A 21,438-nucleotide genomic window follows, 5' to 3' on the forward strand; every position below is an offset into this window, starting at 1 on the left:
TCTGACGCCTCTTGTGTTAGTGCCACTAACAGTCTACCTTCGTTAGCGCGACGAACGTTCGTTACCTAAACGTTTACGCCATCAACGACTATGGAGCGCACCCATGATCGAGCCGTTCCGCATCGACATCCCGCAGGCCGACCTCGACGACCTGACCGACCGGCTCTTCCGCACCCGCTGGCCCGACGAGGTCGCCGACGCCGGGTGGGACTACGGCTTTCCGCTGGCCCGGCTGAGGGAACTCGCCGAGCACTGGCGCACCGGGTACGACTGGCGCGCGCACGAGGCCCGGCTCAACGAACTGCCACACTTCACCACCGAGATCGACGGCCAGACCGTGCACTTCGTCCACGTCCGGTCCACGAGGCCGGACGCGCTCGCGCTGGTCCTCACGCACGGCTGGCCCGGTTCCTTCCTCGAATTCCTGGACGTCGTCGAGCCGTTGTCGCGCGACTTCCACCTGGTGATCCCGTCCATCCCGGGTTTCGGCTTCTCCGGCCCCACCCACGAGCGAGGTTGGGACGTCCTGCGGGTCGCGCGGGCCTGGGCGGAACTCATGCGCCGTCTCGGATACGAGCGCTACGGGGCACAGGGCGGCGACTTCGGCTCGGGCATCTCCCTGGCGCTCGGCGCGGTGGCACCCGAGCAGGTTGTCGGCGTGCACGTCAACTACCTGCCGACCCGGCCGGACCCGCACGCCGACGTCGTCCTGCCCCCCACGGACGAGGCCCGGCTGGACAAGGTCAGGCAGCTCATGGCCCACCGCCCGCCGTACCAGGCGCTCCAGGCCACCACCCCGCAGACCCTCGGCTACGCCCTGACCGACTCACCGGTCGGCCAACTGGCCTGGATCGCCGAGCGCTTCGCGCAGTGGACCGACCCGGGCACGCCCGTGGACGACGAGCGGATGCTCACCGACGTCTCGCTGTACTGGCTCACCGCCACCGCTGCCTCCTCGGCTCGCCTCGCCCGCGAGTCGCAGCGGCAGGCCCCGCCCTGCCCGGTCCCGGTGGGCGTGGCCGTGTTCGCGCACGACATCACCCAGTCGGTACGACCGCTCGCCGAGCGCCTGTACGACATCAGGCACTGGTCGGAGTTCGACCGAGGGGGCCACTTCGCCGCGATGGAGGTGCCCGAGCTGTTCACCGGGGACGTGCGGGACTTCTTCCTCTCCGGCCTCAAGCGGGACTAGGGACCCTCGTCCCTGCCATCCCTGCCGTCCCTGCCGTCCCGGTCTCCCGGTAGAGCTCTGCCAGCGCCTCGGCCATGCCCGAGACCGGGAAGCGGGCGTTCACCGTGTCCCGCCCGGCGCGGGCCAGGCGGGAGCGCTGCGACTCGGGCAGGGCGACCAGCCGCCCCAGGTCCTCGGCCAGGGTGGCCGCGGACGCGGTGTCCAGGAGCACGCCGTTGACGCCGTCGCGCAGGTAGTGGGCCACTCCCCCGCGGCGCGGGCCGGCGGCGGGCAGCCCCGCCTCCATCGCCTCGAGGACGGCGAGGCCGAACTCCTCCTTGGCACTCGGGCACACGTACCAGGCGCGCAGCCCGTGCGCCGGGTCGCCCAGGGCGTGTTCCAGGCGCCGTACCGCCTCGTTGGGCAGGGCGGGGCGTACCGCCAGCCGCCGGGCCGCCTCGGGACGGCCGACGACGAGGGACCACAGGGCCTTCCGCATGTGCTCCTCCTCCGCGGTGGGGAGCTCGGCCGCACCGCCCACGAGCACCAGCGTGCTGGTGCGCCACAGGCCGGCGGCGAGCCAGGCGCGCAGCAGCACGTCCTGCTGCTTGACGGGGTGCAGGCGCCCCACGCACAGCAGCAGCGGCAGGTCCCGGTCGGTGGGCGCGAGTCCGTCCGGGCGGTGCCCGCCGGAGAACAGTTCGGCGAGCAGGTCACGTCGAGCCGCCTCCTCGTCCTGGGCCGGTCGGTAGGGGGCGATGCCCTCCGGGGGTGCGGGCGGGCCGGCGGGACCGTGGCGGGCGGCCAGCAGCGGGAAGTGCCGCACGAGGTCACGGGTGCCGCTCGGACCAGGGATCGCCACCACGGTGGCGGCGCGGTCGACGAGGCGGTCGGCGAGGTAGACCCGGTGCAGGTCGTCGCGGAGGCGATGGGCCCGCCCCGGGTCGCGCGGGTCCGCCTGCCGGTGGCTCTCCACGAGGCGGCGGTGCGGATCGGGCGTCGCGGTGAACACCAGCCGGGCGTCGACGCCGTCGGCGGCCTGGGCGAGGGCCAGGCTGCCCTCGTCCGCGTAGCGCACGTGCAGGACGTCCACGGGCCGCCCGAGCAGGCCGAGCAGCCGGGTGGCCCACCAGGCCAGCGCCGGCCGGTGCTCCGCCAACCGGTGCTGCGGGGGCGGCCCGTCGGAGTCCACCGGCAGCCGGAGCACCCAGTGCCCCGCGTGCCGCTCGCTCAGCAGGCCGTCACCCGACGCCAGTTCGGCGTGCCCGGCGGTGACGATCGTGAGGACGCCCGCGAGGGAGCCGAGGTCCGCGAGGGCGTCACCGAGGGCGCCCAGCAGCACGGACAAGCCGCCACTGGCCCCCTGCCCCGGGGTGTCGAAGCCGCCCAGCAGCATGTTCTGCGCCACCAGCGGACCGGGTCCCCGGCCCGGCCCGTCCGGCAGGGTGAGGTCCCGACTCAGCAGCAGGGCCTCGTACGGGTCGGCCGCCTCGGTGACCGGCGGCAGCAGCCGGCCGCCTTCGGGATGGCTGTGCAGATGGCGCCAGAGGGCGTGCCGGGTGGCGCGCCGCCCGTTCCCGGCGAGGCGCGCCGCCTCCTCGGGGCCGAGGGGCCACAGCCCGGTCGTCGTGGCAAGGTCCAGCAGCTCCGCCGCGTGTGCCGAGCCGGGCGCGAGCCGCAGGAGTGCGTGGCGCAGCGCGTCACGGCCCCACTCCGGGCCGTGCGCGCGGACGGTGCCCGGCCACAGGTCGGCGAGCACCGCCGCGGTCCGCGGTCCCTCCCCTGTGTGGGCGAGCAGCGCTTCGGGCGTGAGCGGCACGCCGAGCCGGGCCGCCTGCCGGAGGGAGCCACCGCGACGTCCTCACGGCCGAGTCCGGCCGCGCGGCCGTGCGCCGCGCCTCGGGGCATGAGCCCGTACTCGGCCTCCAGCAGCAGGGCGAGGTCGTCACCACCCGCCGGGGACGGCCCGGGCCGCCACCGTACGACCGGGGAGCGGGTGAAGAAGGCGCGGCGGGCGGCGACCAGCGGATCGCCGTCGGCGCAGGAGGGCGGCACGAGGCAGTCGTCGGGCCGGGTCATGTGGGTGGGCGCGGGACACGGTGGCTCCCTTGAGTGGTCGTGCGAGGGGTGTTAGTCAGCGATGCGGGGGCCGGATGCAGGGACACGGAAACGGGGAGCGCCCGGTCCACCGTCTCGGGGGTCCGGCTCAGGGGCGGGCCCCTTTGGGTCACCATGGTGCTGTCGGCCCGGAGCCCCTTCCCTCCGCTCTTGTCACGGGCGTCGCGCGTTCTCCCGCCTGCGGCACGGGGGTCGCGAGGGTCAGGAGCCGCCCCACGCTCAGGTGCGCCTCCGACGGGTGGTGCAGGGCGCGGTCCGCGTCGATCGTGTACCGGGTGTTCCGGCCCACGCGCCGCCGGGTGAGATACCCGGCGGTCTCCAGGTCACGGACGACGTTCGACGTGGCCCGTTCGGTGATGTGACACGCCAGGGCGATGTCCCGTACACGGCAGGCGGGGTCCCGGGCGATGGCCAGCAGGACCCGGGCGTGCGCCGTGAGGAACGCCCGTGCTCGGACCGTCGGGTTCACCGGGAGACCTGCCCTTCGTCAGCTACCGGCGGGGGCGAGCTCCCCGTCTCCGTCAGAGGAGGTCACGAGACGGGGAACTCACCTTCTCTTCCGCCCGGGCCCAGCGCCCGGATGCGGAGTTCTCCCGCGAGCGGCAAATCCGATGCACGATCGCTGCGAGTTGTTTTCAACGACGACCGCACGGAGGCTGGGCGCACGGTCCTCAGGTGTGCGTGAGGACAGCGGTCCCACGGTCGTGGGACCCGCACAGCCTCGGAAACGGGAGTGGTCGATCATGACAACCACACAGACGGGTTCTCCGACGACGTCCTCCGTGCACCACGACGGGTCCGACGCGTCCGACCTCGCCGCCCGGTTCGCCGCCGGTGACGAGTCCGCGCTCGCCGAGGCGTACCGGAATTGGGGCGTCATGGTGCAGGGCATGTGCCGCCGCACCCTGGGCGACGTGCACGAGGCCGAGGACGTGACGCAGACGGTCTTCCTCGCGGCCTGGCGGGGTCGCGCCGGGTTCCGCCCCGAGCGTGGTGCGCTCTCCGCCTGGCTGGTGGGCATCACCCGCCGCAAGATCGCCGACGCCCTGGAGGCGCGCAGCCGCCGCGCCGCCCTGGTCGCCACCGCCGGCTCCCTGCTCACCGTCGGCGCAGGGCAGGGGGCCGCGGACCCGCAGGCGGCGCTCGACCGCGTCCTGATCAGCCAGTCACTGGCCGAACTGAGCGCGCAGCAGCGGACGGTGATCGAACTGGCCTTCTTCAGGGACCTCACGCAGACGCAGATCGCCCAGGTCACCGGCTGGCCCCTGGGCACCGTCAAGAGCCACACGCGCCGGGGGCTGCGACGTCTCGGCGACTGCCTGAGCCACCGCTGAGGTGCCGGCTCGTGGCCGGTCCACCGTCGTCCGGGCGGCACTCGCCCGACCGCGCATCCGCCATGATGCCCACCTCGGGCGACCACCGTTGCGGTAACGATGCAAGCAGCGGTCGGGACCGTCTGTCGGCACGCGGACGCCCCTCCTCTGCCGGACGGCGTCGGTCCTCCCGCATCCGCGGGTCCTCCCACACCGGAAGAGCGGGCATGGCGACCCCCCAGCGTGACGAACTGCCCGTCGCGGGGCTGACCACCGGCCAGCTCGCCCGTCTGCTCGGTGTCTCCCCGACGACCCTGCGGTCGTGGGACCGCCGCTACGGCTTCGGACCGGCGTCCCGGGCCGACGGACGCCACCGGCGCTGGTCACCCGACGACGTGGCCATGGCGCGGGAGATGTGCCGGCTCACTGCTTCGGGCACACCCCCGGCCGAGGCGGCACGCACCGCGCGGCTCCGCGCGCGTGGCTCGGCCGGCCCGGACGGACCGGACGAGTGGCCCCCGGTCCCGTCGGACCGGGCCGAGGGGAGCGCGCCGCGCGCCGGCAGCGGGCTGCCGCTCGGGCGCGTCCGGTCCGAGTGCCGGGGACTCGCCCGTGCCGCCGTACGCCTCGACGCGGAAGAGGTGCGGGAGCTGTTGCGGCGGGCCGTCGCCCACCACGGGCCCGCGGTGGCGTGGGAGGAGGTCATGTCACCCGCGCTCCAGGCGGTCGGACGCAAGTGGCAGTCCTCGGGAGAACGGGGTGAACAGGGCGAACAGTACGTCGAGGTGGAGCACCTGCTGTCCTGGCACATCTCCGCCGCCCTGCGCCACTACTACCTCGACGCCGCACGCCCCCGCCGCGCCGCGACCGGGGCCCCCGTCCTGCTGTCCTGTCTCCCCGGGGAACAGCACACGCTCCCGCTCGACGTGCTCACCGCGGTCCTCGGCGACGAGGGGCTGGCGGTCCTGATGCTGGGTGGCTCGGTACCGGCCGACGCGTTGATCACTGCGGTGCGGCGCGTCGCGTCCCTCGCGGTGGTCCTGTGGGCCCAGACCGGCGACACGGCGGACCTGGCCCTCGCCCGCCGGGTCGCCGGGGCGCGATGGGGTGTCCGGGGCGCGCGGACGCAGACCCCGGTACTCCTGTGCGGCCCCGGCTGGCACCAGGTGACGGACGCGGCGGAGCCGCCCGGGCTGACGTACGTGACGAGCCTGCACGACGCGGTGCGCACACTCACCGGGCTCCGGCGGGAGCGCACCTCCCGGTGAGCGAGCGCCGGCCGTGAGCGCCGTAGCCGCTGTGAGCGCCGTGACCGGTGGGTACGGCGCTCATTGCTGACTGCCGGCACCCGGTCGCCGCGCCCTCCTTCACGCGTAGGGGCTGTCGGCGCCCGCGGCGGCGGGCCGGGGGGCGCGGGCGGGGCAGCAGCCGACGGGGCAGACCTGGTGGCTGGGCCCCAGGGCGCCCAGGGCGCAGGGGGTGACGTCCTGGCCGCGTTCGACGGCCGCGCGCTCCACGACCAGGTCCCGGACCGCCGCGGCGAAACGCGCATCGGCGCCGACCGTGGCCGAGCGGCGCACCGGCAGGCCCAGCTCGCGCGCCCGGGCGGTGGCCTCGGTGTCGAGGTCGTACAGGACCTCCATGTGGTCGGAGACGAAACCGATCGGCGCCATGACGACCGCCGGGACGCCGGCCGCGTGCCGCTCCTCGAGGTGGTCGCAGATGTCCGGCTCCAGCCACGGGATGTGCGGGGCACCGGAGCGCGACTGGTAGACCAGCTGCCAGGGGTGCTCCGTGCCGGTGCGCTCGCGCACCGCGTCGGCGACCAGCCGGGCCACCTCCAGGTGCTGGCGCACGTACGCACCACCGTCGCCGTGCTCCTCTGCCGGGCCGGAGGTGTCCGCGGAGGCGGTCGGGATGGAGTGCGTCGTGAACGCGATGTGCGCGCCCTCACGCACGTCCTCGGGCAGCTCGGCCAGCGAGGCGACGACGCCGTCGGCCATGGGCTCCACGAAACCCGGGTGGTTGAAGTAGTGGCGCAGCTTGTCCACCCTCGGCACCGCCAGACCCTCCGCCTCCAGGGCGGCGAGGGCGTCGGCGAGGTTCTCGCGGTACTGCCGGCAGCCCGAGTAGGAGGCGTACGCGCTCGTGGCCAGCACCAGGACGCGGCGGCGGCCGTCGGCGGCCATCTCGCGCAGGGTGTCGGTCAGGTACGGGGCCCAGTTGCGGTTGCCCCAGTACACCGGCAGGTCCAGGCCGTGTCCGGCGAAGTCCTTGCGCAGCGCGTCCAGCAGGGCACGGTTCTGGTCGTTGATCGGGCTGACCCCGCCGAACAGGAAGTAGTGCTGTCCGACCTCCTTCAGCCGTTCCTTGGGGATGCCCCGCCCACGCGTGACGTTCTCCAGGAACGGCACCACGTCGTCCGGGCCCTCCGGGCCACCGAACGAGAGCAGGAGCAGGGCGTCGTAGGGCTCAGGAGCCGGTGTCACTGGGTGTGGCCTTTCCGGGTGCGGGCGGGTCGTCTTGCGTCGTCCCTTCCTTCGGCCGCCGTGCCGCCCCGGGATGCACCGCACGGCGACGAGCTCCCGTCCCTCGCGTGCGCACGGGCCCGGGCCGGGTCGGCGCCGCATCCGGCAGGGCGCCTGCGGCGGAAGACCCGGTATGCCGCGCATCGTCGTCGTCAGCCCGCCGTTCGCCTCGCACGCCGTCCCCTTGTCCGTGCTCGCGTCCGCCCTGCGCCGACGGGGCGCCGAGGTGTACTTCGCGTGTGCTCCGGCGTTCGAGGAACTGGCCGCCCGGGCGGGGGTCGCCTTCCTGCCGTTGACCGTGACCTGGAACGCGAACACCGGCGTCGCCCAGACCACCGACCAGGCGGCGGCGGAGGCGGCCCGGCTGGCCGAGTTCGTGGACGCCACCCGCGCCGGAGCCGTCGAGACCCTGGTCACGCAGGCGCGCCACCGGCGTGCGGACATGCTGGCCGACCCCGAGGGGGTGCACGCCGCCCTGCGCGCCGTGGACGAGCGGCTGCGCCCGGACTGGTACGTGGTCGACCAGCTCAGCTACACGGTCACCCTCGCCCTGCACTGCCTGGGAGCGCCGTACGCCACGTTCTGCCCGGGCCACCCGACGTATGTGCTGTCGGGTCCCGACGCCTTGTTCGGCGTCCCTTACGACTGGCCCGAGGCGCTGCGCCCCGATCCCGCCGACGCGGCCCGGCTGCGGGCCGTCGCCGGCGAGAACGACCGGTTGTTCTCCGCGCTGTTCACCGACTTCGCCCGCCGCACCGCACCCGAAGTGCCCTCGCCCGGAAGGGCGTTCGGGCTCACGTCACCGCACGCGGTCCTGTACTCCTACCCGTCGCTGCCCTGGCTGCCCGAGCCGCCGGGCGGCCCCGCGCACCTGTTCACGGGGCACATGACGCGGCCCGTGCAGTCGCCGGGGGCCGCGTGGCTCCGGCGTCTCGACCGGTTCCGCGACCGGGCCGACCGGGTGGTGCTCGTGGCGTTCGGTACGTTCCTGTCGGCGCGTGACGACGTGCTGCGCACGGTGGTGTCCGGACTGCTGGACGCGGCCGGGGACACGGCCGTGGTCGTGGCCGCGGGCAGCCGTGCGGAGGCCCTCGCCGACCTCGCCGGGGAACGGGTGGTCATCGCACCGACGGTCCCGCAGCAGGAGGTGCTCCCGTACGTCGACGCGATGGTGCACCACGGTGGCGGCAACTCGTTCACCGAGTGCCTGCGGGCGGGGGTGCCCGCGCTGGTCCTGCCGATGTCCAGCGACCAGTTCGCCGTGGCGCGCGACGCCGAGCGGATGGGGGTCGGCCAGGTCCTGGACCCCAACGGGCTGTTGCCCGCGGATGTGGCGAAGGCCCTGGACGCCCTGGGCGAGTCGGCCTTCTCCCGGAGCGCCCACTGGGCGTCCGAGGTGAGCGGGCGGGGCCCCGGGTGGGGGGCGCGGCGGCTGCTGGAGGTCATGGGTGACCGGACGGCAGGGCGCTGACCTGCGACGGGACCGGTGCCGTACCGGGTGGGCCCTCGCAGTGGCTCGGTGCAGGTCGGTGCGGGTCGGGTCAGCCGGCGTAGGGGCCGCGTACGACGCTTTCGCCCGAGTGGTCCGGCTTGCCGTTGTAGGGCTGCACCGAGACGTCGACGACGGAGTACTCCTTCAGGTCGATGGTGTCCGGGACCGGCAGGACGGCGTGGCCGTCCGGGCCCAGGACGCCCATGGACACGAGCTTGGTGTGGGAGCGGTCCATCAGCCAGACCTCGAAGTATCCCGAGGTCTTCGGCAGTCCCTTCACGGTGATGTCGAGGGTGCGGCGGACATTGCTGCCGCCGAGGCGGGCGTACCCGGCCGAGCGGGGCTGCAGGGAGTCCAGTCGCCTGCCGTCGTCGGCCGCCGTGCTCGACGTGTCGTCGTGGGTGACCCACCAGGTGACCGCGCTGCCCGCGCCGGCGCCGAGCAGTGCGGCGCACGCGGCGAGCACGACGGAGAAGCGGGCGAGGCGGCGCGGTCTTGGCACGGAGCGCCGGGGCGTCTGCGGACCGGTGCCGTCCGTGCCCCCCGTGCGGGCGTCCGCCGCGGGCTGTGGCGACGGTTCCTCGGCGGGCGTCCCTGTGCCGGGGGCGAGCCCCAGCTCACCTGCGATGGCGTCCCAGAGGTCGGCGGGCGGGGCCAGCAGCTCGTCCTCCCGGGGCAGGGGCGTGCGGGCCGTGGCGACCACGTGGCGGAGCGCTTCGAGTTCCCTGGTGCAGCGGGCGCAGTGGCGCAGGTGGTCCGCGGCGTCCGGGGACGGGGTCTCCCCCATCGCCATCAGTGCTAGGCTCTCGTCGTCAGCGTGCTTCACCGTCCACCTCCAGCCTCTTCTTCAGGCGCATCAGCCCGCGCCGGGTGTGGGTCTTCACCGTGCCCAGGGGCAGCCCGGTCCGTTCGGCGATCTGCGTCTGGGTGAGGTCCTCGTAGAAGGCCAGCCGGAGCACCGTCTGCTGCTCCTCCGACAGCCGCTCCAGCTCGTCGGTCACCAGGACGCAGTCCACCACGGAGTCCGACGGGGAGGTCTGCCGCTGCCCGTGGTCGGGCACGGTCACCACGGCCACGGCCTCCACGTCGCGCACCTGCCGTGACCGGCGCGTGAGGGCGTCGGCCACCTTCCTGTGCGTGATGCCCATGATCCAGGTCTTCAGCGACCCGCGCCGCGGGTCGTACCCCGTGCGGCCGCGCCACGCGCCGACGAACACCTGCTGGGTGACGTCCTTGGCCTCCTCGGTGTCGCCCAGCCGACGGGCCGCCACCGTGAACACCAGCGCGCCCCAGCGGCGGTAGGCCTCGTTCAGGCACGCTTCGTCGCCGTCGGCGAAGCCGAGGCCGAGGTGCTCGTCGGGAACGGAGGTCACGCGGGACACACTAGCCGCCAGCACCTGCGAGCCACCCCATGCGGAGGTCACTTCGACGCCTCCACGGCCGTCACGACGAGGTTGTTCCGGTAGCCCCCGCGGTCCGGCAGGTACGGTCCCGTGCAGGTGACCAGCGTCAGGACGGCGGGCCCCTCCGAGCGGAAGGCGCCGGACGCCGCAAGCGCCTCCTTGGCGACCGTACGGCGCGACACGACCCGGTAGTCCACCCGGCTGCCGTCCGCCCGCTCGACGGTCACCCGGTCCCCCGCACGCACCTCGGCGAGCGCGACGAGGACGCCGAGGCCGCGGTCGTCGGAGTCGACGTGCCCGACGATCACGGAGGACCCGCCGGACGCGCCGGGCCGCGGGGAGAAGCGGTACCAGCCCACCCGGCGCGGGTCGGGCGGCACGGCGACCCGGCCGTCGTCCGCCACACCGACCGGGTCCACGGCCGCGCTCAGGTCGAGGCGCGGCAGCAGCAGCCGGGTGGGGGCGGCGAGCGACGCGCGGGCGGCCGGGGAGCGGGACGCCTCGGTGCCGGTGGCCGTATCGGCTCCCGTGGACGTGCCGGCGGCGCCCGGAGCCGTGGACGCCGCGTCCGGCCCGGCGGCGGTGGCCGTGTCCGGCGCCCCGGTGACCGGGCCGGTGCCGGGTCCCGTGGACGCCGCCCCCGTGACCGGCTCGGCGCCGAAGTCGGCGGGGCCGCCCGGTGCGGTTCCGGTGGCGGCACGCACCACGAGCGCCGCGGACACGGCGAGGCCGCAGAGCGCGACGACGAGGACGGTCAGCAGCCCGCGCCGGGACCGGAGCCAGTTCATACGGCGGTTCCTCCTCACGGTGGGGCCTGGTGGGGCCTGGTGGGGCGGGACGTGGTGCGGCGACGACGTAGGGGGTCGGAACGTGGTGCAGCGCGGCGTGGTGTGCCGCACCGACGCTCGCGGCACACCACGTCGGCGGGAGATGCGCGGACCGGCGGACCGGACCGGGTCCCGGGCCCCGCGTCCGGGGCCACGCGTCAGCGCGAGGTCGTGCGCAGCCGGTACAGCACACCGGCGGCCGCCAGGAAGGACACGGCGCCCAGGGACAGCGCGCCCAGCGGCAGGCGCTCGTTGTGCGCGGCGGCCTGTCCGCTCTCGCCGGCGTCCACCCCGCCCGGCGCGGAGTGCATGCCGGTCAGGGTCTGGGTCTTCAGCGCCAGGTTCTTGTCCGCGGCGCTGCCCCAGGCGTAGACGACGGTGTTCGTGCCTTCGCCGAGGTCCAGGTCGGCGGGGCCGATCGCCACGGTGTCGGTGCCCGCGAGCACGACGTCGGCGCTGACCGTGCCCGCCGCCACCTCGCCCTTGGCCTCCTTGGGGTTGACGAGGCCCTTGAACAGCGGTGTGCCGTCGGCGCGGACGTCGACGGCGGGTGCCGCGGCGACGTGGCGCACGGTGAGCCGGGCCTTACCGGCCGGCACCTTCGACACGTCGTTGACGTACGCGTCCAGCGCGGGCTTGCCGTCGGCCGTCAGGTGCGCGACCAGGGTGGCGTCGGCGCCCGCGGGCACGTCGACCTTCTTCTCGATGGCGGGCGTCCCGTCGGGTCCTTCGCCCTCCTTGAAGATCTTGATGTCGTAGGACCCGGCGTCGAGTTTCATCGGGTCGGTGAGGGTGCCCGGCTTGAAGTCGGGGATCAACTCGTCGTCGCCCGCGTACACGTCGACCGTCAGGCCCGGTACGGCGTGCAGCACGGAGACGGATGCCTGCTCGCCCGCGGCGCCCGGCTGGGCGAGAGCGGGGGCGGCGGCGGTGGCGGACAGGGCGACGGCGACACCGGCGGCGAGGGTGGCACCCACGGCTCGTGCGGTCATGGCGGTTCCCTTCGATCGAGCGTGTCTCGGATCGTGAATCTGTGAGAAGGCATTCCGCCGCCTGTGCGCGGGCGGTTTCACCTGTGGCGGGGATTTCTCGTCCGGGCGTCGCGGGCGCGGTGGGCGGTGTCCGGCAAGTCCCGTCCCGCTGAAGGGAAGTGCCCCGGGGCCCCTCGTGATCCGGATGCGGGGCCGCGGTGACCCGTGCGAGGCTGAAATGGCGCCCCCGTCCAGACCTCGGCGCGAGCCGTCGCGTTGCCCGACGCCGTAGGACCAGAGCTCCACATTCCGGAGACCACCATGCGCGCAGCCACAGCCACCGCGGCGCACACCCCGCTCACCCTCGGCGACAGGGACGTGCCCGAACCCGGTCCGGGCGAGATCCTCGTCGACGTCACCGCGTGCGGCGTGTGCTTCTCCGACCTGAACCTGCTGCTCGGCCACTACCCCTTCGCCCGGTTCCCCGTCACTCCCGGGCATGAGATCACCGGCGTCGTCACCGCCGTCGGCGACGGGGTCACCTTCCCCGAGACCGGCGCGGCCGTGGGCGCGCAGTTCCTGTACGACTCCGACGGGCACTGCGACTATTGCGTGCGCGGCGACCAGATCCTGTGCCCGCGCAAGCGGATCACCGGCGTCTCGGTCGACGGCGGGTACGCCGAGTACGTCCTGCTCAAGGCCGGTTACGTCACTCCGCTACCGGCCGGCCTGGACCCGGTCGCCGCCGCTCCGCTGATGTGCGCGGGGCTGACCGCGTTCAACGGACTGCGCCAGGGCGGGGCGCGGACCGGAGCCCGGATCGCCGTCATCGGCGCGGGCGGCATCGGTGCCCTCGCCGTCCGGTACGCCGTCGCCATGGGCGCGCGGGTCGCGGTGGTCGGCCGCTCGCCGCGCGGCAGGGAACAGGCCGGGGCGCTGGGCGCCGAGTTGTTCGTCGCCACGTCCGAGTCCGATCCGGCCGAGGCCCTGAAGGCCTGGGGCGGTGGTGCCGACCTGATCCTCAACGCGGCGCCGTCGACCGAGGCGGCCACGGCCACCCTCGGCGGCCTCGCTCCCGACGGCACCCTGCTGTTGTGCGGCTACGGCAGCGAGCCGCTCGTGCTGCCGACCCAGCCGATGGTGCTCAACCGCCTGCACGTCGCGGCCAGCCCTTCCGGATCACCACACGACCTGCGCGACACGCTCGCCTTCTCCGCCGCGCACGGCATCCTGCCCGACATCACCCCGATCACGCTCGACGAGGCACCCTCGGCCCTCGACGCCATGGCCGCCGGCACGGCCCACGGCCGCCGGGTCATCGCCTTCTCCTGACCACCGTCCGCCGTTCCCGTCCCGACCCGCCATCCCGCTGGGAGACACCGTGTCCGGAGCCGAAGTCCCCGCCGCCGTCAAGGCCTTCATCGACGCCACCAACCGTGCCGACGACGACGCCTTCGTCGACGCGTTCACCGACGACGCCCATCTGTACGACTACGGGCGCGAGTTCCACGGCCACGACGGCGTGCGGGACTGGAACGGCACCGACAACATCGGCGTCCAGGCGCACTTCGAACTGGTCGACGCGACCGCGGGCGGCGAGGAGGACACGTACGTCGTCACGCTCAAGGTGACCAGCCACCGCTACAACGGCACCGGCCCGATGACCTTCCGCCTGCGCGACGGCCGGATCGCGGACCTGCGCATCGGCTGACGCCCGGCGGTCCGGTGCGAGCGGTGCGGCGGGCCGCCGTACCCGGAACTGATCGCTCCCCGTGCGCGTCATGACCTACATGGCACAGGGCGGCAGCACGATGGGCGAGGAACCCTCCTGGGCGGAGCTCCTCCTGGGCTTCGCGCTCGCGGCGGCCGTCCCGGTCGTCGTCGGCGGCACCGTGCTCGTCTCGCTGATCGGCCTGACGGTGTGGGCGACCGCGCCACTGCGGCGCCGCAGGCGCGAGCGCTCGGACACCGCCGGACGGCCGACCGGCTGACCAGCCGGCCCCTGGCGCTCAACCGCGGGCCAGGACGGGCGGGTTGAGCCGTGCGAATCCCTCCTGGCGCTGGTACGGGAAGTAGGGGTAGGGGGCCGTCCTGCTGCTGGCCGCGTCGAGCCTCGCCGTCTGCTCGGGGGTGAGGGACCAACCGACGGCGCCCAGGTTCTGGCGGAGTTGTTCCTCGGTGCGGGCGCCGATGATGACGGAGGAGACGGTCGGCCGCTGCAGCAGCCAGTTGAGGGCGATCTGCGGGACCGCCCTGCCGGTCTCCTCCGCGATCTCGTCCAGCACGTCGACGACGCGGTAGAGCAGTTCGTCCTCGACCGGGGGGCCGAAGTCCGCCGTCTCGTGCAGTCGGCTCCGGGCGGGCAGGGGCCGGCCGCGGCGGATCTTCCCGGTGAGCCGACCCCAGCCCAGCGGGCTCCAGACGACGGCGCCGAGGCCCTGGTCGAGTCCGAGCGGCATCAACTCCCACTCGTAGTCCCGGCCGACGAGGGAGTAGTAGACCTGGTGCGCGACGTAGCGCGTGCGGCCGTGCTTCTCCGCGAGGGCGAGCGACTTCATCGCCTGCCAGCCGGAGAAGTTGGAGATGCCGAGGTAGCGGACCTTCCCCGCCCGCACCAGGTCGTCGAGCGTGGACAGCACCTCCTCGACGGGTGTGCCCGCGTCGAAGGCGTGGAGCTGGAACAGGTCGATGTGGTCGGTGTCCAGGCGCCGCAGGGCCGCGTCGCACGCGGCGATCAGCCGGGAGCGGGAGGAGCCGGCGTCGCCCGGCCCGTCGCCGGTCGGCAGGCTGGTCTTGGTGGAGAGCAGCACGCGGTCCCTGCGGCCCTTGACCGCCTGTCCCAGCACCTCCTCGGACGCGCCGCCGGAGTAGACGTCGGCCGTGTCGAACATCGTGATCCCGGCGTCGATGCAGATGTCCACGAGGCGGCGCGCCTCCCGCGCGTCGCTGCTGCCCCACGCCCCGAAGAGCGGCCCCTGCCCGCCGAAGGTGCCGGCGCCGAAACTGAGCGCGGGGACCATCAGTCCGGACGCGCCGAGTCGCCTGTACTCCATGCCGCAGCCTTTCCCCTGCCTGCGAAACCCAAGCCTTAACGGGTCCACAGTCCCATTAGTGATGGGGCTTACGATAGCAGGCGCGGGTCAGCAAATGGAACAGGAGTCCCGTTATGGAGTACGAGGGTGCCGATCCGGGGACGGTCCGCCCCGGGGGGCGTACGGCACGCGTGCGGGCGGCGGTGCTGCGGGCGGCGGGGGACGCCATGGCGGAGGGCGGCTTCGCCCACCTGGACCTCGCGGACGTCGCGCGCCGCGCGGAGGTGGGCAGGACGACGGTCTACCGCCGCTGGGGCTCGGTGACCGGTCTGGTGGCCGACCTGTTGACGGACATGGCGGAGCAGTCGCTGCCGCGCACGGAGACCGGTTCCCTGCTCGACGACCTGAAGGCCAACGCCCGCCTGGTGCAACGGACCTTGACCGATCCGCGGCAAGGGGCGCTGTTCAAGGCGGTGATCGCGGCCGCCACGTGCGACACCAGGACGGCCCAGGCCCTGCACCGCTTCTACGAGACCCGGGTCGAGGAGTGGGCCCCTTGCGTGCAACAGGCTGTTGCGCGGGGCGAGTTGCCCGAGGACACGGACCCCCACGAGGTGATCCGCGCCGTCTCGGCGCCCCTCTACTACCGCTTCCTGACCACGGACGACCGCCTGGACGAGGCAACGGCGGACCGATCCGCGGAGGCGGCGGCGGCCGCGGCACGGGCGGGGGTGTACGCGAGGCGGACATGAGCCGTCTCGCCTGGCGGGCGTGGGCTTCCCGCACGAGATGCGTACGGGAAGCACGGCGTCCTGCCGGTGCCCCGGGGAGGGCGGGGGTGACGGTCAGGGCAGGATCGCGTCGACGTACCCGCCGTCGACGCGCAGCGCTCCCCCGGTGGTGGCCGATGCCTGCTCGGAGCTGAGGTAGACCACCATGTGGGCGATCTCCTCCGGCTCGATCAGGCGTTGCAGCAGGGACTGCGGGCGGTGCTCGCGCATGAAGGCCCGCTGGGCCTCGTCCCAGGGCAAGGACCGGTCGACGAGTTCGTACACGAAGTCCTCGACCCCGCCGGTGTGGGTGGGCCCGGCGATGACGGAGTTCACCGTCACGCCGGTGCCCGCCGCCTTCTTGGCGAATCCGCGGCTCACCGCGAGCAGCGCCGTCTTGGACATCCCGTAGTGGATCATCTCGGCGGGGACGACGACGGCGGAGTCGCTGGCGATGTACTGGATCCGCCCCCAGCCGCGCTCGGTCATCCCGGGCAGGTAGGTCCGGGTCAGCCGTACGGCGGCCAGGACGTTGACGTCGAAGTACCGCCGCCATTCGGCGTCGGTGATCTCCAGCGGGTCGGCGGAGCCGAAGATGCCGAGGTTGTTCACGAGGATGTCGACCCGCGGCAGCAACCGGGCCACCCGGTCGGCGCCCTCCTCGTCCGCCACGTCAGCGGCCGCCGGCACCAGGTCGGCACCGGGCACCTCCCGGGCCAGCGTGGCGACCGCGGCCGACACGCTCTCCTCACTGCGTCCGTTGATCGCCACCCGGGCGCCGGCGCGGGCGAGACCGGCGGCGATGGCGGCACCGATGCCCTGCGTCGAACCGGTGACGAGGGCAGTGCGTCCAGTCAGATCGATGTGCATGGCAAGACAGGTTCCCCGTGCGGGGCCGCCCTACCGGAAGCACGTGCGCGCGGGCCCGGCTCGGCCGACTGGCTGCCGAGCCGGGCACCACGATCCGCGGCCTGATGTGTCAACGAGGCGGTCGCCGCGTTCTCCGTCCGGGTGAGGGGCGACCCGACGGGTCAGCGATCGCCGGTGGGGGCGTGCAGCACGCCGGCGGCGTCCGGGCCGGTGGGGGCGACCGGTGCCGCCTTGACGGCGGCCAGGCTTTCCCGGGCCGCGGCGACGACCGCGTCGGCGGTCAGGCCGAACTGCTCGTACAGCACGGTGTAGGCGGCGCTGGCGCCGTAGTGGTCCAGGCCGACGGTCCGGCCTGCGTCGCCGACGAAGTCCCGCCAGCCCATGGGGACGCCCGCCTCGACGCTCACCCGGGCACGCACGGTGGGCGGCAGCACCTGCTCGCGGTAGGCCCGGTCCTGGGCGGCGAACCACTCCCAGCAGGGCAGCGACACGACCCTGGTCGGAATGCCGTCGGCCTCCAGTTCCTCGCGGGCGGCGACGGCGATCTGCACTTCGGAGCCGGTGCCCATCAGGATGACCTCGGGGGTGCCGCCGGAGGCTTCGGCCAGTACGTAGCCGCCCTTGGCGACGCCCTCGGCCGACGCGAACTCGGTGCGGTCGAAGACGGGCAGGTTCTGCCGTGACAGCGCCAGACCGGCAGGGCGGTCGTTGTGCTCGAGGATGGTCCGCCAGGCCACCGCGGTCTCGTTGGCGTCGGCCGGGCGGACGAAGTCCAGGCCGGGGATGGCCCGCAGCGCCGCGTAGTGCTCGACCGGCTGGTGGGTGGGACCGTCCTCACCCAGCCCGATGGAGTCGTGCGTCCACACGTAGGTGACCGGCAGCTGCATGAGCGCGGCCAGCCGTACCGCACCGCGCATGTAGTCGGAGAAGGTGAGGAACGTACCCCCGTAGACGCGGGTCCCGCCGTGCAGTGCGATGCCGTTCATGATCGCGCCCATGCCGTGCTCACGGACGCCGAAGTGCAACGTGCGCCCATAGGGGCCGCCCGACCACATCTTGGTCTGCCGGTCCGCGGGCAGGAACGACGCCTCCCCCTTGACCGCGGTGTTGTTGCTCTCCGCGAGGTCGGCCGAACCACCCCACAGCTCCGGCAGGACCGGGTACAGGGCGGTGAGGACCTCACCGGAGGCCTTCCGGGTCGCCACGCCCTTCGGATCGGCGTCCCAGGTCGGCAGGGCCTCCGCCCAGCCCTGCGGCAGCCGGCGCTCGGACATCCGCTCCAGCAGCGCGGCGCCGTCGGGGTTGCCGGCCTGCCAGGCGTCGAAGCGCTGCTGCCAGGTGGCATGCGCCTGTGCGCCGCGCTCGGCGACCCGGCGGGCGTGGGTGAGCACCTCGGGGGCGACCTCGAACGTCTTGTCGGGGTCGAAGCCGAGGATCTCCTTGGTCGCCCGGACCTCGTCCTCGCCCAGCGCCGACCCGTGGGCCGCGCCGGTGTTCTGCTTGTTCGGCGCGGGCCAGCCGATGATCGTGTGCAGCACGATCAGTGACGGGCGGCCGGTCTCGTCGCGGGCGGCGGCCAGCGCGCGGTCGACCGCGGCCAGGTCCTCGCCGTCGTCCACGTGCTGCACGTGCCAGCCGTAGGCCTCGTACCGCTTGCCGACGTCCTCGGTGAACGCGATGTCGGTGTCGTCCTCGATCGAGATGCGGTTGGCGTCGTAGACCAGGACCAGGTTGCCCAGTTCCTGGGTGCCGGCCAGTGACGACGCCTCGCCGCTGACGCCTTCTTCGAGGTCGCCGTCGGAGGCGAACGCCCAGATCGTGTGGTCGAACACGCTGTCGCCCTCGGGGGCGGCCGGGTCCAGCAGGCCGCGCTCCCGGCGGGCCGCCATCGCCATGCCGACGGCGTTGCCGACGCCCTGGCCCAGCGGGCCGGTGGTCGTCTCCACGCCCGGTGTGTGGTTGACCTCGGGGTGGCCCGGGGTCAGGGAGCCCCAGGTGCGCAGCGCCTCCAGATCGGAGAGCTCCAGGCCGTAGCCGGAGAGGAAGAGCTGGATGTACAGGGTGAGGCTCGAGTGCCCCATCGACAGCACGAAGCGGTCACGGCCGATCCAGTTCGGATCGCCCGGGTCGTGACGCAGCCACTTCTGGAACAGCAGGTAGGCCGTGGGGGCCATGCTCATCGCGGTACCGGGGTGGCCGTTGCCGGTCTTCTGCACGGCGTCCATGGCCAGCACCCGCACGGTGTCGATCGCGCGCCGGTCGAGGTCACCCATTCCCTCGGGCAGGGTGGGGTGCGGCTGGAAGGGACTGCCGGTGGGCGCGTCGCTCGCGGCCTCGGCGGGCGCCTCGGGACGGGTGCTCTCCGTCCCCGTGGCGGAGTCTTTCTCATTGGCGGTCATCGGTCGCGGTGCTCCCTCGTGGGTGGGGGGTGGACGTTCGGGCTGCTTGGCCGAACCGGCGCGCGCCATCCGGCCTCCGGTCGGACGGGGTCAGGCGAGCGGGGTGTCGTCGAGCGCCTTGGCGAGGTCGCCGGGGGTGTCGTAGAGGGCGACGGCACCGGCTTCGCGCAGTTCGTCGTCCCCGAAGCCGCCGGAACGGACGACGATCGCCGGCATTCCCGCTCTCTTCGCCGCCTCGACGTCCCACACCGAGTCACCGACCATCACACTCGGCGCATCGGGCGACGCGCCCAATTTCTTGAGCGCCACCTGCAGCAGGTCCGGCGCCGGTTTGGACGCTTCGACGTCGGCGCTGGTGGTCCAGTCGTCGACGATGTCGCGGGCGTCCAGCATGTCCAGGAAGGCGTCCACGTGGCGCTGCTGACCGGAGCTGGCCAGCACCAGCCGGTGGCCACGCTCCTTTATGGCCACGAGCAGGTCGCGGGCGCCGGGCAACGGCGCCATCTCCTCCAGGAGCGCGTCGACCTCCTTGCCCTGCCGCTCGCGGGCCCGGTCGCCGACCCGGCGCTCCAGTTCCTCGCCGCCGAGGGCAGTGAGCACCTGGTCCCCGCCCATTCCGATCAGACGGTGCAGCCGCCACACCGGATGGATCTCGCCCACCGAGCGCAGGGCCCGGTACCACGCGAGCGCGTGATGGTAATTGGAATCGATGAGCGTCCCGTCGATGTCGAGGACGGCGATAGCAGAGTCGGTCACGCCCACCGGCTACCCGCCAGCCCGGTACCCACACGAAGTCCGCGAGACCGACAAGGCGGACCTCGGCCCGGTTCCCGCTCCCCGGGCCCGAACTTCCTCGTCGAACGGTCATTCGACCGACCCGCACAGCCCTTGTTGCACATATTATGCAACAGCTTATGATCATCAATAAGGGTGGGAGTTCATGACGGTTCCACGGATACGGACAGCCGCTGCCACGGCGGCGCTCCTCACGGGTGCCACAGCGTGCTCGGCCCCCGGCAGCGGCACGGACGGCGGCAACGGCGCCGATTCCGTCGTGATCGGGGTGGCCTCCGAGCCGGACACGCTCAGCCCGCTGCTCGGCTACGGCAAGGACGGCAACTCGAAGATCTTCGACGGCCTGCTCGCCCGCGACGCCGGCCTGAAGCTGCAACCGGCCCTGGCGAAGGCCCTGCCCGAGGTCGCCGCCGACGGCCTGACCTACACCTACACCCTGCGCGAGGGCGTGAAGTTCAGCGACGGCGAGCCGCTGACCCCCGCCGACGTCGTCTTCACGTACGACACGATCCTCGACGCGAAGACCAACAACACCTACCGCAGCGAACTGGACGCCATCGAGGACGTGCGGGCGGACGGCAGCGACAAGGTGGTCTTCACCCTCAAGTACCCGTACGCGCCCTTCGCCGGGCGAACGGTGCTGCCCATCGTCCCCGCCCACGTGGCGGGCGGGCAGGACCCCAACACCGGCTCCTTCAACACCGAGCCGATCGGCACCGGCCCCTATCTGCTCGCCTCCTGGAGCAAGGGCGAGAAGCTGACCTTCAAGGCCAACCCCGGCTACTGGGGCGGTGCGCCGAAGGTCGGCAAGGTGACCATGGCGATCGTCAAGGACGACGACGTGCGGGCCACCCGGCTGCGCTCCGGCGACCTCGACGGGGCGGTCCTGCCGCCCAACCTCGCCGCCACCTTCAAGGACGACGGGGCGAAGAAGACGTACGACGCGACGACGTACGACTTCCGCGCGGTCACCCTCCCCCAGGCGAACGAGGTCACCGGTGACCGCGCCGTCCGCCAGGCCCTGGACGCGGCCGTGGACCGGCGGGCCATGGTCGACGAGATCCTCGACGGTGCCGGGCGTCCGGCGTACGGGCCGCTGCCCCTCGACGACCCGTGGTTCGCCCAGGGCATCCAGCGCGAGCAAGACCTCGCCGAGGCGAGGCGCATCCTGGACCAGGCCGGCTGGAGGAGCAGCGAGGGGGGCATCCGCGCCAGGGACGGGCGGCGGGCGTCGTTCACCCTGCTGTACCCCTCCGGCGACAAGGTCCGCCAGGACCACGCCCTCGCGTACGCCTCCGACGCCAAGAAAGCCGGGATCGAGGTGAAGGTGGAGAGCGCCACCTGGGAGGTCATCGAGCCGCGGATGAAGACGGACGCGGTCCTGGCCGGCTTCGGCAGCAGCGGCGACCCCGACTACGGTCTCTACACCCTGCTGCACTCCTCCCTCGCCGGTGACGGCTTCAACAACATGGCGCGCTACGACGACCCGGTCGTGGACAAGGCCCTCGACACCGGCCGCCGCACCTCCGACGAGACGACCCGCCGGGCCGCCTACGACGGCCTCCAGCGCGAACTGGTCGAGAACCCCGGCTACACCTTCCTCACCCACATCGACCACGTGTACGTCCTCGCCGACCGCTGGCAGGCCCTGACCACCCAGGTCGAACCACACGAACACGGCTTCTCCTCCGGTCCGTGGTGGAACCTCCAAGCGTGGTGGCCGAAGAAGTGACGAACTCCCTTCCCTTG

At 73.4% G+C, this 21,438-nt stretch carries 20 protein-coding genes; 9 read left to right on the plus strand and 11 right to left on the minus strand.

Going from position 1 to position 21,438, the window contains the following annotated elements:
• The first annotated feature begins 103 nt into the window (after positions 1-103).
• Positions 104-1,192, plus strand: a complete 1,089-nt coding sequence (locus E4U91_RS01250) for an epoxide hydrolase family protein (protein WP_137304789.1) — start codon at positions 104-106, stop codon at positions 1,190-1,192.
• Here E4U91_RS01250 and E4U91_RS01255 read toward each other — a convergent pair.
• Together E4U91_RS01255 and E4U91_RS01260 are read right to left on the minus strand one after the other, a co-directional pair.
• Positions 1,179-2,990 carry a glycosyltransferase family 4 protein gene (locus E4U91_RS01255; RefSeq protein WP_137304790.1) on the minus strand — a complete coding sequence of 604 codons (1,812 nt, stop codon included), beginning with the start codon at positions 2,988-2,990 and terminating at the stop codon, positions 1,179-1,181. The genes E4U91_RS01250 and E4U91_RS01255 overlap by 14 nt on opposite strands.
• 408 nt (positions 2,991-3,398) lie before the next feature.
• Complete coding sequence (locus E4U91_RS01260; RefSeq protein WP_137304791.1) at positions 3,399-3,758, minus strand: MarR family transcriptional regulator; 360 nt, start codon at positions 3,756-3,758, stop codon at positions 3,399-3,401.
• 274 nt (positions 3,759-4,032) lie between these two features.
• Between E4U91_RS01260 and E4U91_RS01265 the strand changes: the two genes are divergently transcribed.
• Positions 4,033-4,623, plus strand: a complete 591-nt coding sequence (locus E4U91_RS01265; RefSeq protein ID WP_137304792.1) for an RNA polymerase sigma factor — start codon at positions 4,033-4,035, stop codon at positions 4,621-4,623.
• A 206-nt stretch (positions 4,624-4,829) separates the two neighbouring features.
• Entirely contained in the window at positions 4,830-5,870 is a 1,041-nt protein-coding gene (locus tag E4U91_RS01270; protein ID WP_137304793.1) for a MerR family transcriptional regulator, read from the plus strand.
• A 99-nt stretch (positions 5,871-5,969) separates the two neighbouring features.
• On the opposite strand, the gene E4U91_RS01275 is transcribed toward E4U91_RS01270, so the two are convergent.
• Positions 5,970-7,091 (minus strand): ferrochelatase, encoded by a 1,122-nt coding sequence (locus E4U91_RS01275; RefSeq protein ID WP_137304794.1) that lies wholly within the window; start codon positions 7,089-7,091, stop codon positions 5,970-5,972.
• 172 nt (positions 7,092-7,263) lie between these two features.
• Between E4U91_RS01275 and E4U91_RS01280 the strand changes: the two genes are divergently transcribed.
• A complete protein-coding gene (locus E4U91_RS01280) occupies positions 7,264-8,601 on the plus strand; it encodes a glycosyltransferase (protein WP_137304795.1) in 1,338 nt (445 codons plus the stop codon).
• Positions 8,602-8,671: 70 nt separating this feature from the next.
• Here E4U91_RS01280 and E4U91_RS01285 read toward each other — a convergent pair whose 3' ends face one another.
• From E4U91_RS01285 to E4U91_RS01300, 4 genes are all read right to left on the minus strand, one after another.
• Positions 8,672-9,448 carry an anti-sigma factor gene (locus tag E4U91_RS01285; protein ID WP_137304796.1) on the minus strand — a complete coding sequence of 259 codons (777 nt, stop codon included), beginning with the start codon at positions 9,446-9,448 and terminating at the stop codon, positions 8,672-8,674.
• Positions 9,435-9,995, minus strand: coding sequence for a sigma-70 family RNA polymerase sigma factor (locus E4U91_RS01290; RefSeq protein ID WP_241678462.1), 561 nt, complete (start codon positions 9,993-9,995; stop codon positions 9,435-9,437). The genes E4U91_RS01285 and E4U91_RS01290 overlap by 14 nt, the downstream gene beginning before the upstream one ends.
• A gap of 47 nt (positions 9,996-10,042) precedes the next feature.
• A complete protein-coding gene (locus E4U91_RS38825) occupies positions 10,043-10,813 on the minus strand; it encodes a class F sortase (RefSeq protein ID WP_241678463.1) in 771 nt (256 codons plus the stop codon).
• A 197-nt stretch (positions 10,814-11,010) separates the two neighbouring features.
• Positions 11,011-11,844, minus strand: coding sequence for a DUF4397 domain-containing protein (locus tag E4U91_RS01300; RefSeq protein WP_137304798.1), 834 nt, complete (start codon positions 11,842-11,844; stop codon positions 11,011-11,013).
• 300 nt (positions 11,845-12,144) lie between these two features.
• On the opposite strand from E4U91_RS01300, the gene E4U91_RS01305 reads away from it, so the two are divergent.
• The 3 genes from E4U91_RS01305 to E4U91_RS01315 all read left to right on the plus strand — a co-directional run bounded on the left by E4U91_RS01305 (position 12,145) and on the right by E4U91_RS01315 (position 13,814).
• Entirely contained in the window at positions 12,145-13,155 is a 1,011-nt protein-coding gene (locus tag E4U91_RS01305) for an alcohol dehydrogenase catalytic domain-containing protein (RefSeq protein WP_137304799.1), read from the plus strand.
• Positions 13,156-13,204: 49 nt separating this feature from the next.
• Positions 13,205-13,534 carry a nuclear transport factor 2 family protein gene (locus E4U91_RS01310; protein WP_137304800.1) on the plus strand — a complete coding sequence of 110 codons (330 nt, stop codon included), beginning with the start codon at positions 13,205-13,207 and terminating at the stop codon, positions 13,532-13,534.
• 70 nt (positions 13,535-13,604) lie between these two features.
• The gene (locus E4U91_RS01315) at positions 13,605-13,814 is read left to right on the plus strand and encodes a hypothetical protein (protein ID WP_137304801.1); all 210 of its coding nucleotides are present in this window, start codon (positions 13,605-13,607) and stop codon (positions 13,812-13,814) included.
• A gap of 18 nt (positions 13,815-13,832) precedes the next feature.
• Here E4U91_RS01315 and E4U91_RS01320 read toward each other — a convergent pair whose 3' ends face one another.
• Complete coding sequence (locus tag E4U91_RS01320; protein ID WP_137304802.1) at positions 13,833-14,876, minus strand: aldo/keto reductase; 1,044 nt, start codon at positions 14,874-14,876, stop codon at positions 13,833-13,835.
• A 113-nt stretch (positions 14,877-14,989) separates the two neighbouring features.
• Here E4U91_RS01320 and E4U91_RS01325 point away from each other — a divergent pair, with 113 nt between their 5' ends.
• Positions 14,990-15,607, plus strand: coding sequence for a TetR/AcrR family transcriptional regulator (locus E4U91_RS01325; protein ID WP_137304803.1), 618 nt, complete (start codon positions 14,990-14,992; stop codon positions 15,605-15,607).
• A gap of 93 nt (positions 15,608-15,700) precedes the next feature.
• Here E4U91_RS01325 and E4U91_RS01330 read toward each other — a convergent pair whose 3' ends face one another.
• The 3 genes from E4U91_RS01330 to E4U91_RS01340 all read right to left on the minus strand — a co-directional run bounded on the left by E4U91_RS01330 (position 15,701) and on the right by E4U91_RS01340 (position 19,650).
• Complete coding sequence (locus tag E4U91_RS01330) at positions 15,701-16,495, minus strand: SDR family NAD(P)-dependent oxidoreductase (RefSeq protein WP_137304804.1); 795 nt, start codon at positions 16,493-16,495, stop codon at positions 15,701-15,703.
• 161 nt (positions 16,496-16,656) lie between these two features.
• Positions 16,657-18,894, minus strand: a complete 2,238-nt coding sequence (tkt, locus tag E4U91_RS01335; protein ID WP_137304805.1) for a transketolase — start codon at positions 18,892-18,894, stop codon at positions 16,657-16,659.
• Between the two features lie 90 nt (positions 18,895-18,984).
• Positions 18,985-19,650: an HAD family hydrolase gene (locus E4U91_RS01340; protein WP_137304806.1), complete on the minus strand. Its 666-nt coding sequence runs from the start codon at positions 19,648-19,650 to the stop codon at positions 18,985-18,987.
• Between the two features lie 184 nt (positions 19,651-19,834).
• Between E4U91_RS01340 and E4U91_RS01345 the strand changes: the two genes are divergently transcribed.
• Positions 19,835-21,421, plus strand: coding sequence for an ABC transporter substrate-binding protein (locus E4U91_RS01345; protein ID WP_137304807.1), 1,587 nt, complete (start codon positions 19,835-19,837; stop codon positions 21,419-21,421).
• Positions 21,422-21,438 lie beyond the last annotated feature (17 nt).

Origin of the sequence: Streptomyces lasalocidi (assembly GCF_005280215.1) — a bacterium.
Taxonomy (GTDB): Bacteria; Actinomycetota; Actinomycetes; order Streptomycetales; family Streptomycetaceae; genus Streptomyces; species Streptomyces longwoodensis.

Excerpts from the sequence above, each read along its gene's own strand:
- E4U91_RS01250 (WP_137304789.1), top strand. The coding sequence starts at position 104 with ATGATCGAGCCGTTCCGCATCGACATCCCGCAGGCCGACCTCGACGAC.
- E4U91_RS01265 (WP_137304792.1), top strand. The coding sequence starts at position 4,033 with ATGACAACCACACAGACGGGTTCTCCGACGACGTCCTCCGTGCACCAC.
- E4U91_RS01270 (WP_137304793.1), top strand. The coding sequence starts at position 4,830 with ATGGCGACCCCCCAGCGTGACGAACTGCCCGTCGCGGGGCTGACCACC.
- E4U91_RS01280 (WP_137304795.1), top strand. The coding sequence starts at position 7,264 with ATGCCGCGCATCGTCGTCGTCAGCCCGCCGTTCGCCTCGCACGCCGTC.
- E4U91_RS38825 (WP_241678463.1), bottom strand. The coding sequence starts at position 10,813 with ATGAACTGGCTCCGGTCCCGGCGCGGGCTGCTGACCGTCCTCGTCGTC.
- E4U91_RS01300 (WP_137304798.1), bottom strand. The coding sequence starts at position 11,844 with ATGACCGCACGAGCCGTGGGTGCCACCCTCGCCGCCGGTGTCGCCGTC.
- E4U91_RS01305 (WP_137304799.1), top strand. The coding sequence starts at position 12,145 with ATGCGCGCAGCCACAGCCACCGCGGCGCACACCCCGCTCACCCTCGGC.
- E4U91_RS01315 (WP_137304801.1), top strand. The coding sequence starts at position 13,605 with ATGACCTACATGGCACAGGGCGGCAGCACGATGGGCGAGGAACCCTCC.
- E4U91_RS01320 (WP_137304802.1), bottom strand. The coding sequence starts at position 14,876 with ATGGAGTACAGGCGACTCGGCGCGTCCGGACTGATGGTCCCCGCGCTC.
- E4U91_RS01325 (WP_137304803.1), top strand. The coding sequence starts at position 14,990 with ATGGAGTACGAGGGTGCCGATCCGGGGACGGTCCGCCCCGGGGGGCGT.
- E4U91_RS01330 (WP_137304804.1), bottom strand. The coding sequence starts at position 16,495 with ATGCACATCGATCTGACTGGACGCACTGCCCTCGTCACCGGTTCGACG.
- tkt (WP_137304805.1), bottom strand. The coding sequence starts at position 18,894 with ATGACCGCCAATGAGAAAGACTCCGCCACGGGGACGGAGAGCACCCGT.
- E4U91_RS01345 (WP_137304807.1), top strand. The coding sequence starts at position 19,835 with ATGACGGTTCCACGGATACGGACAGCCGCTGCCACGGCGGCGCTCCTC.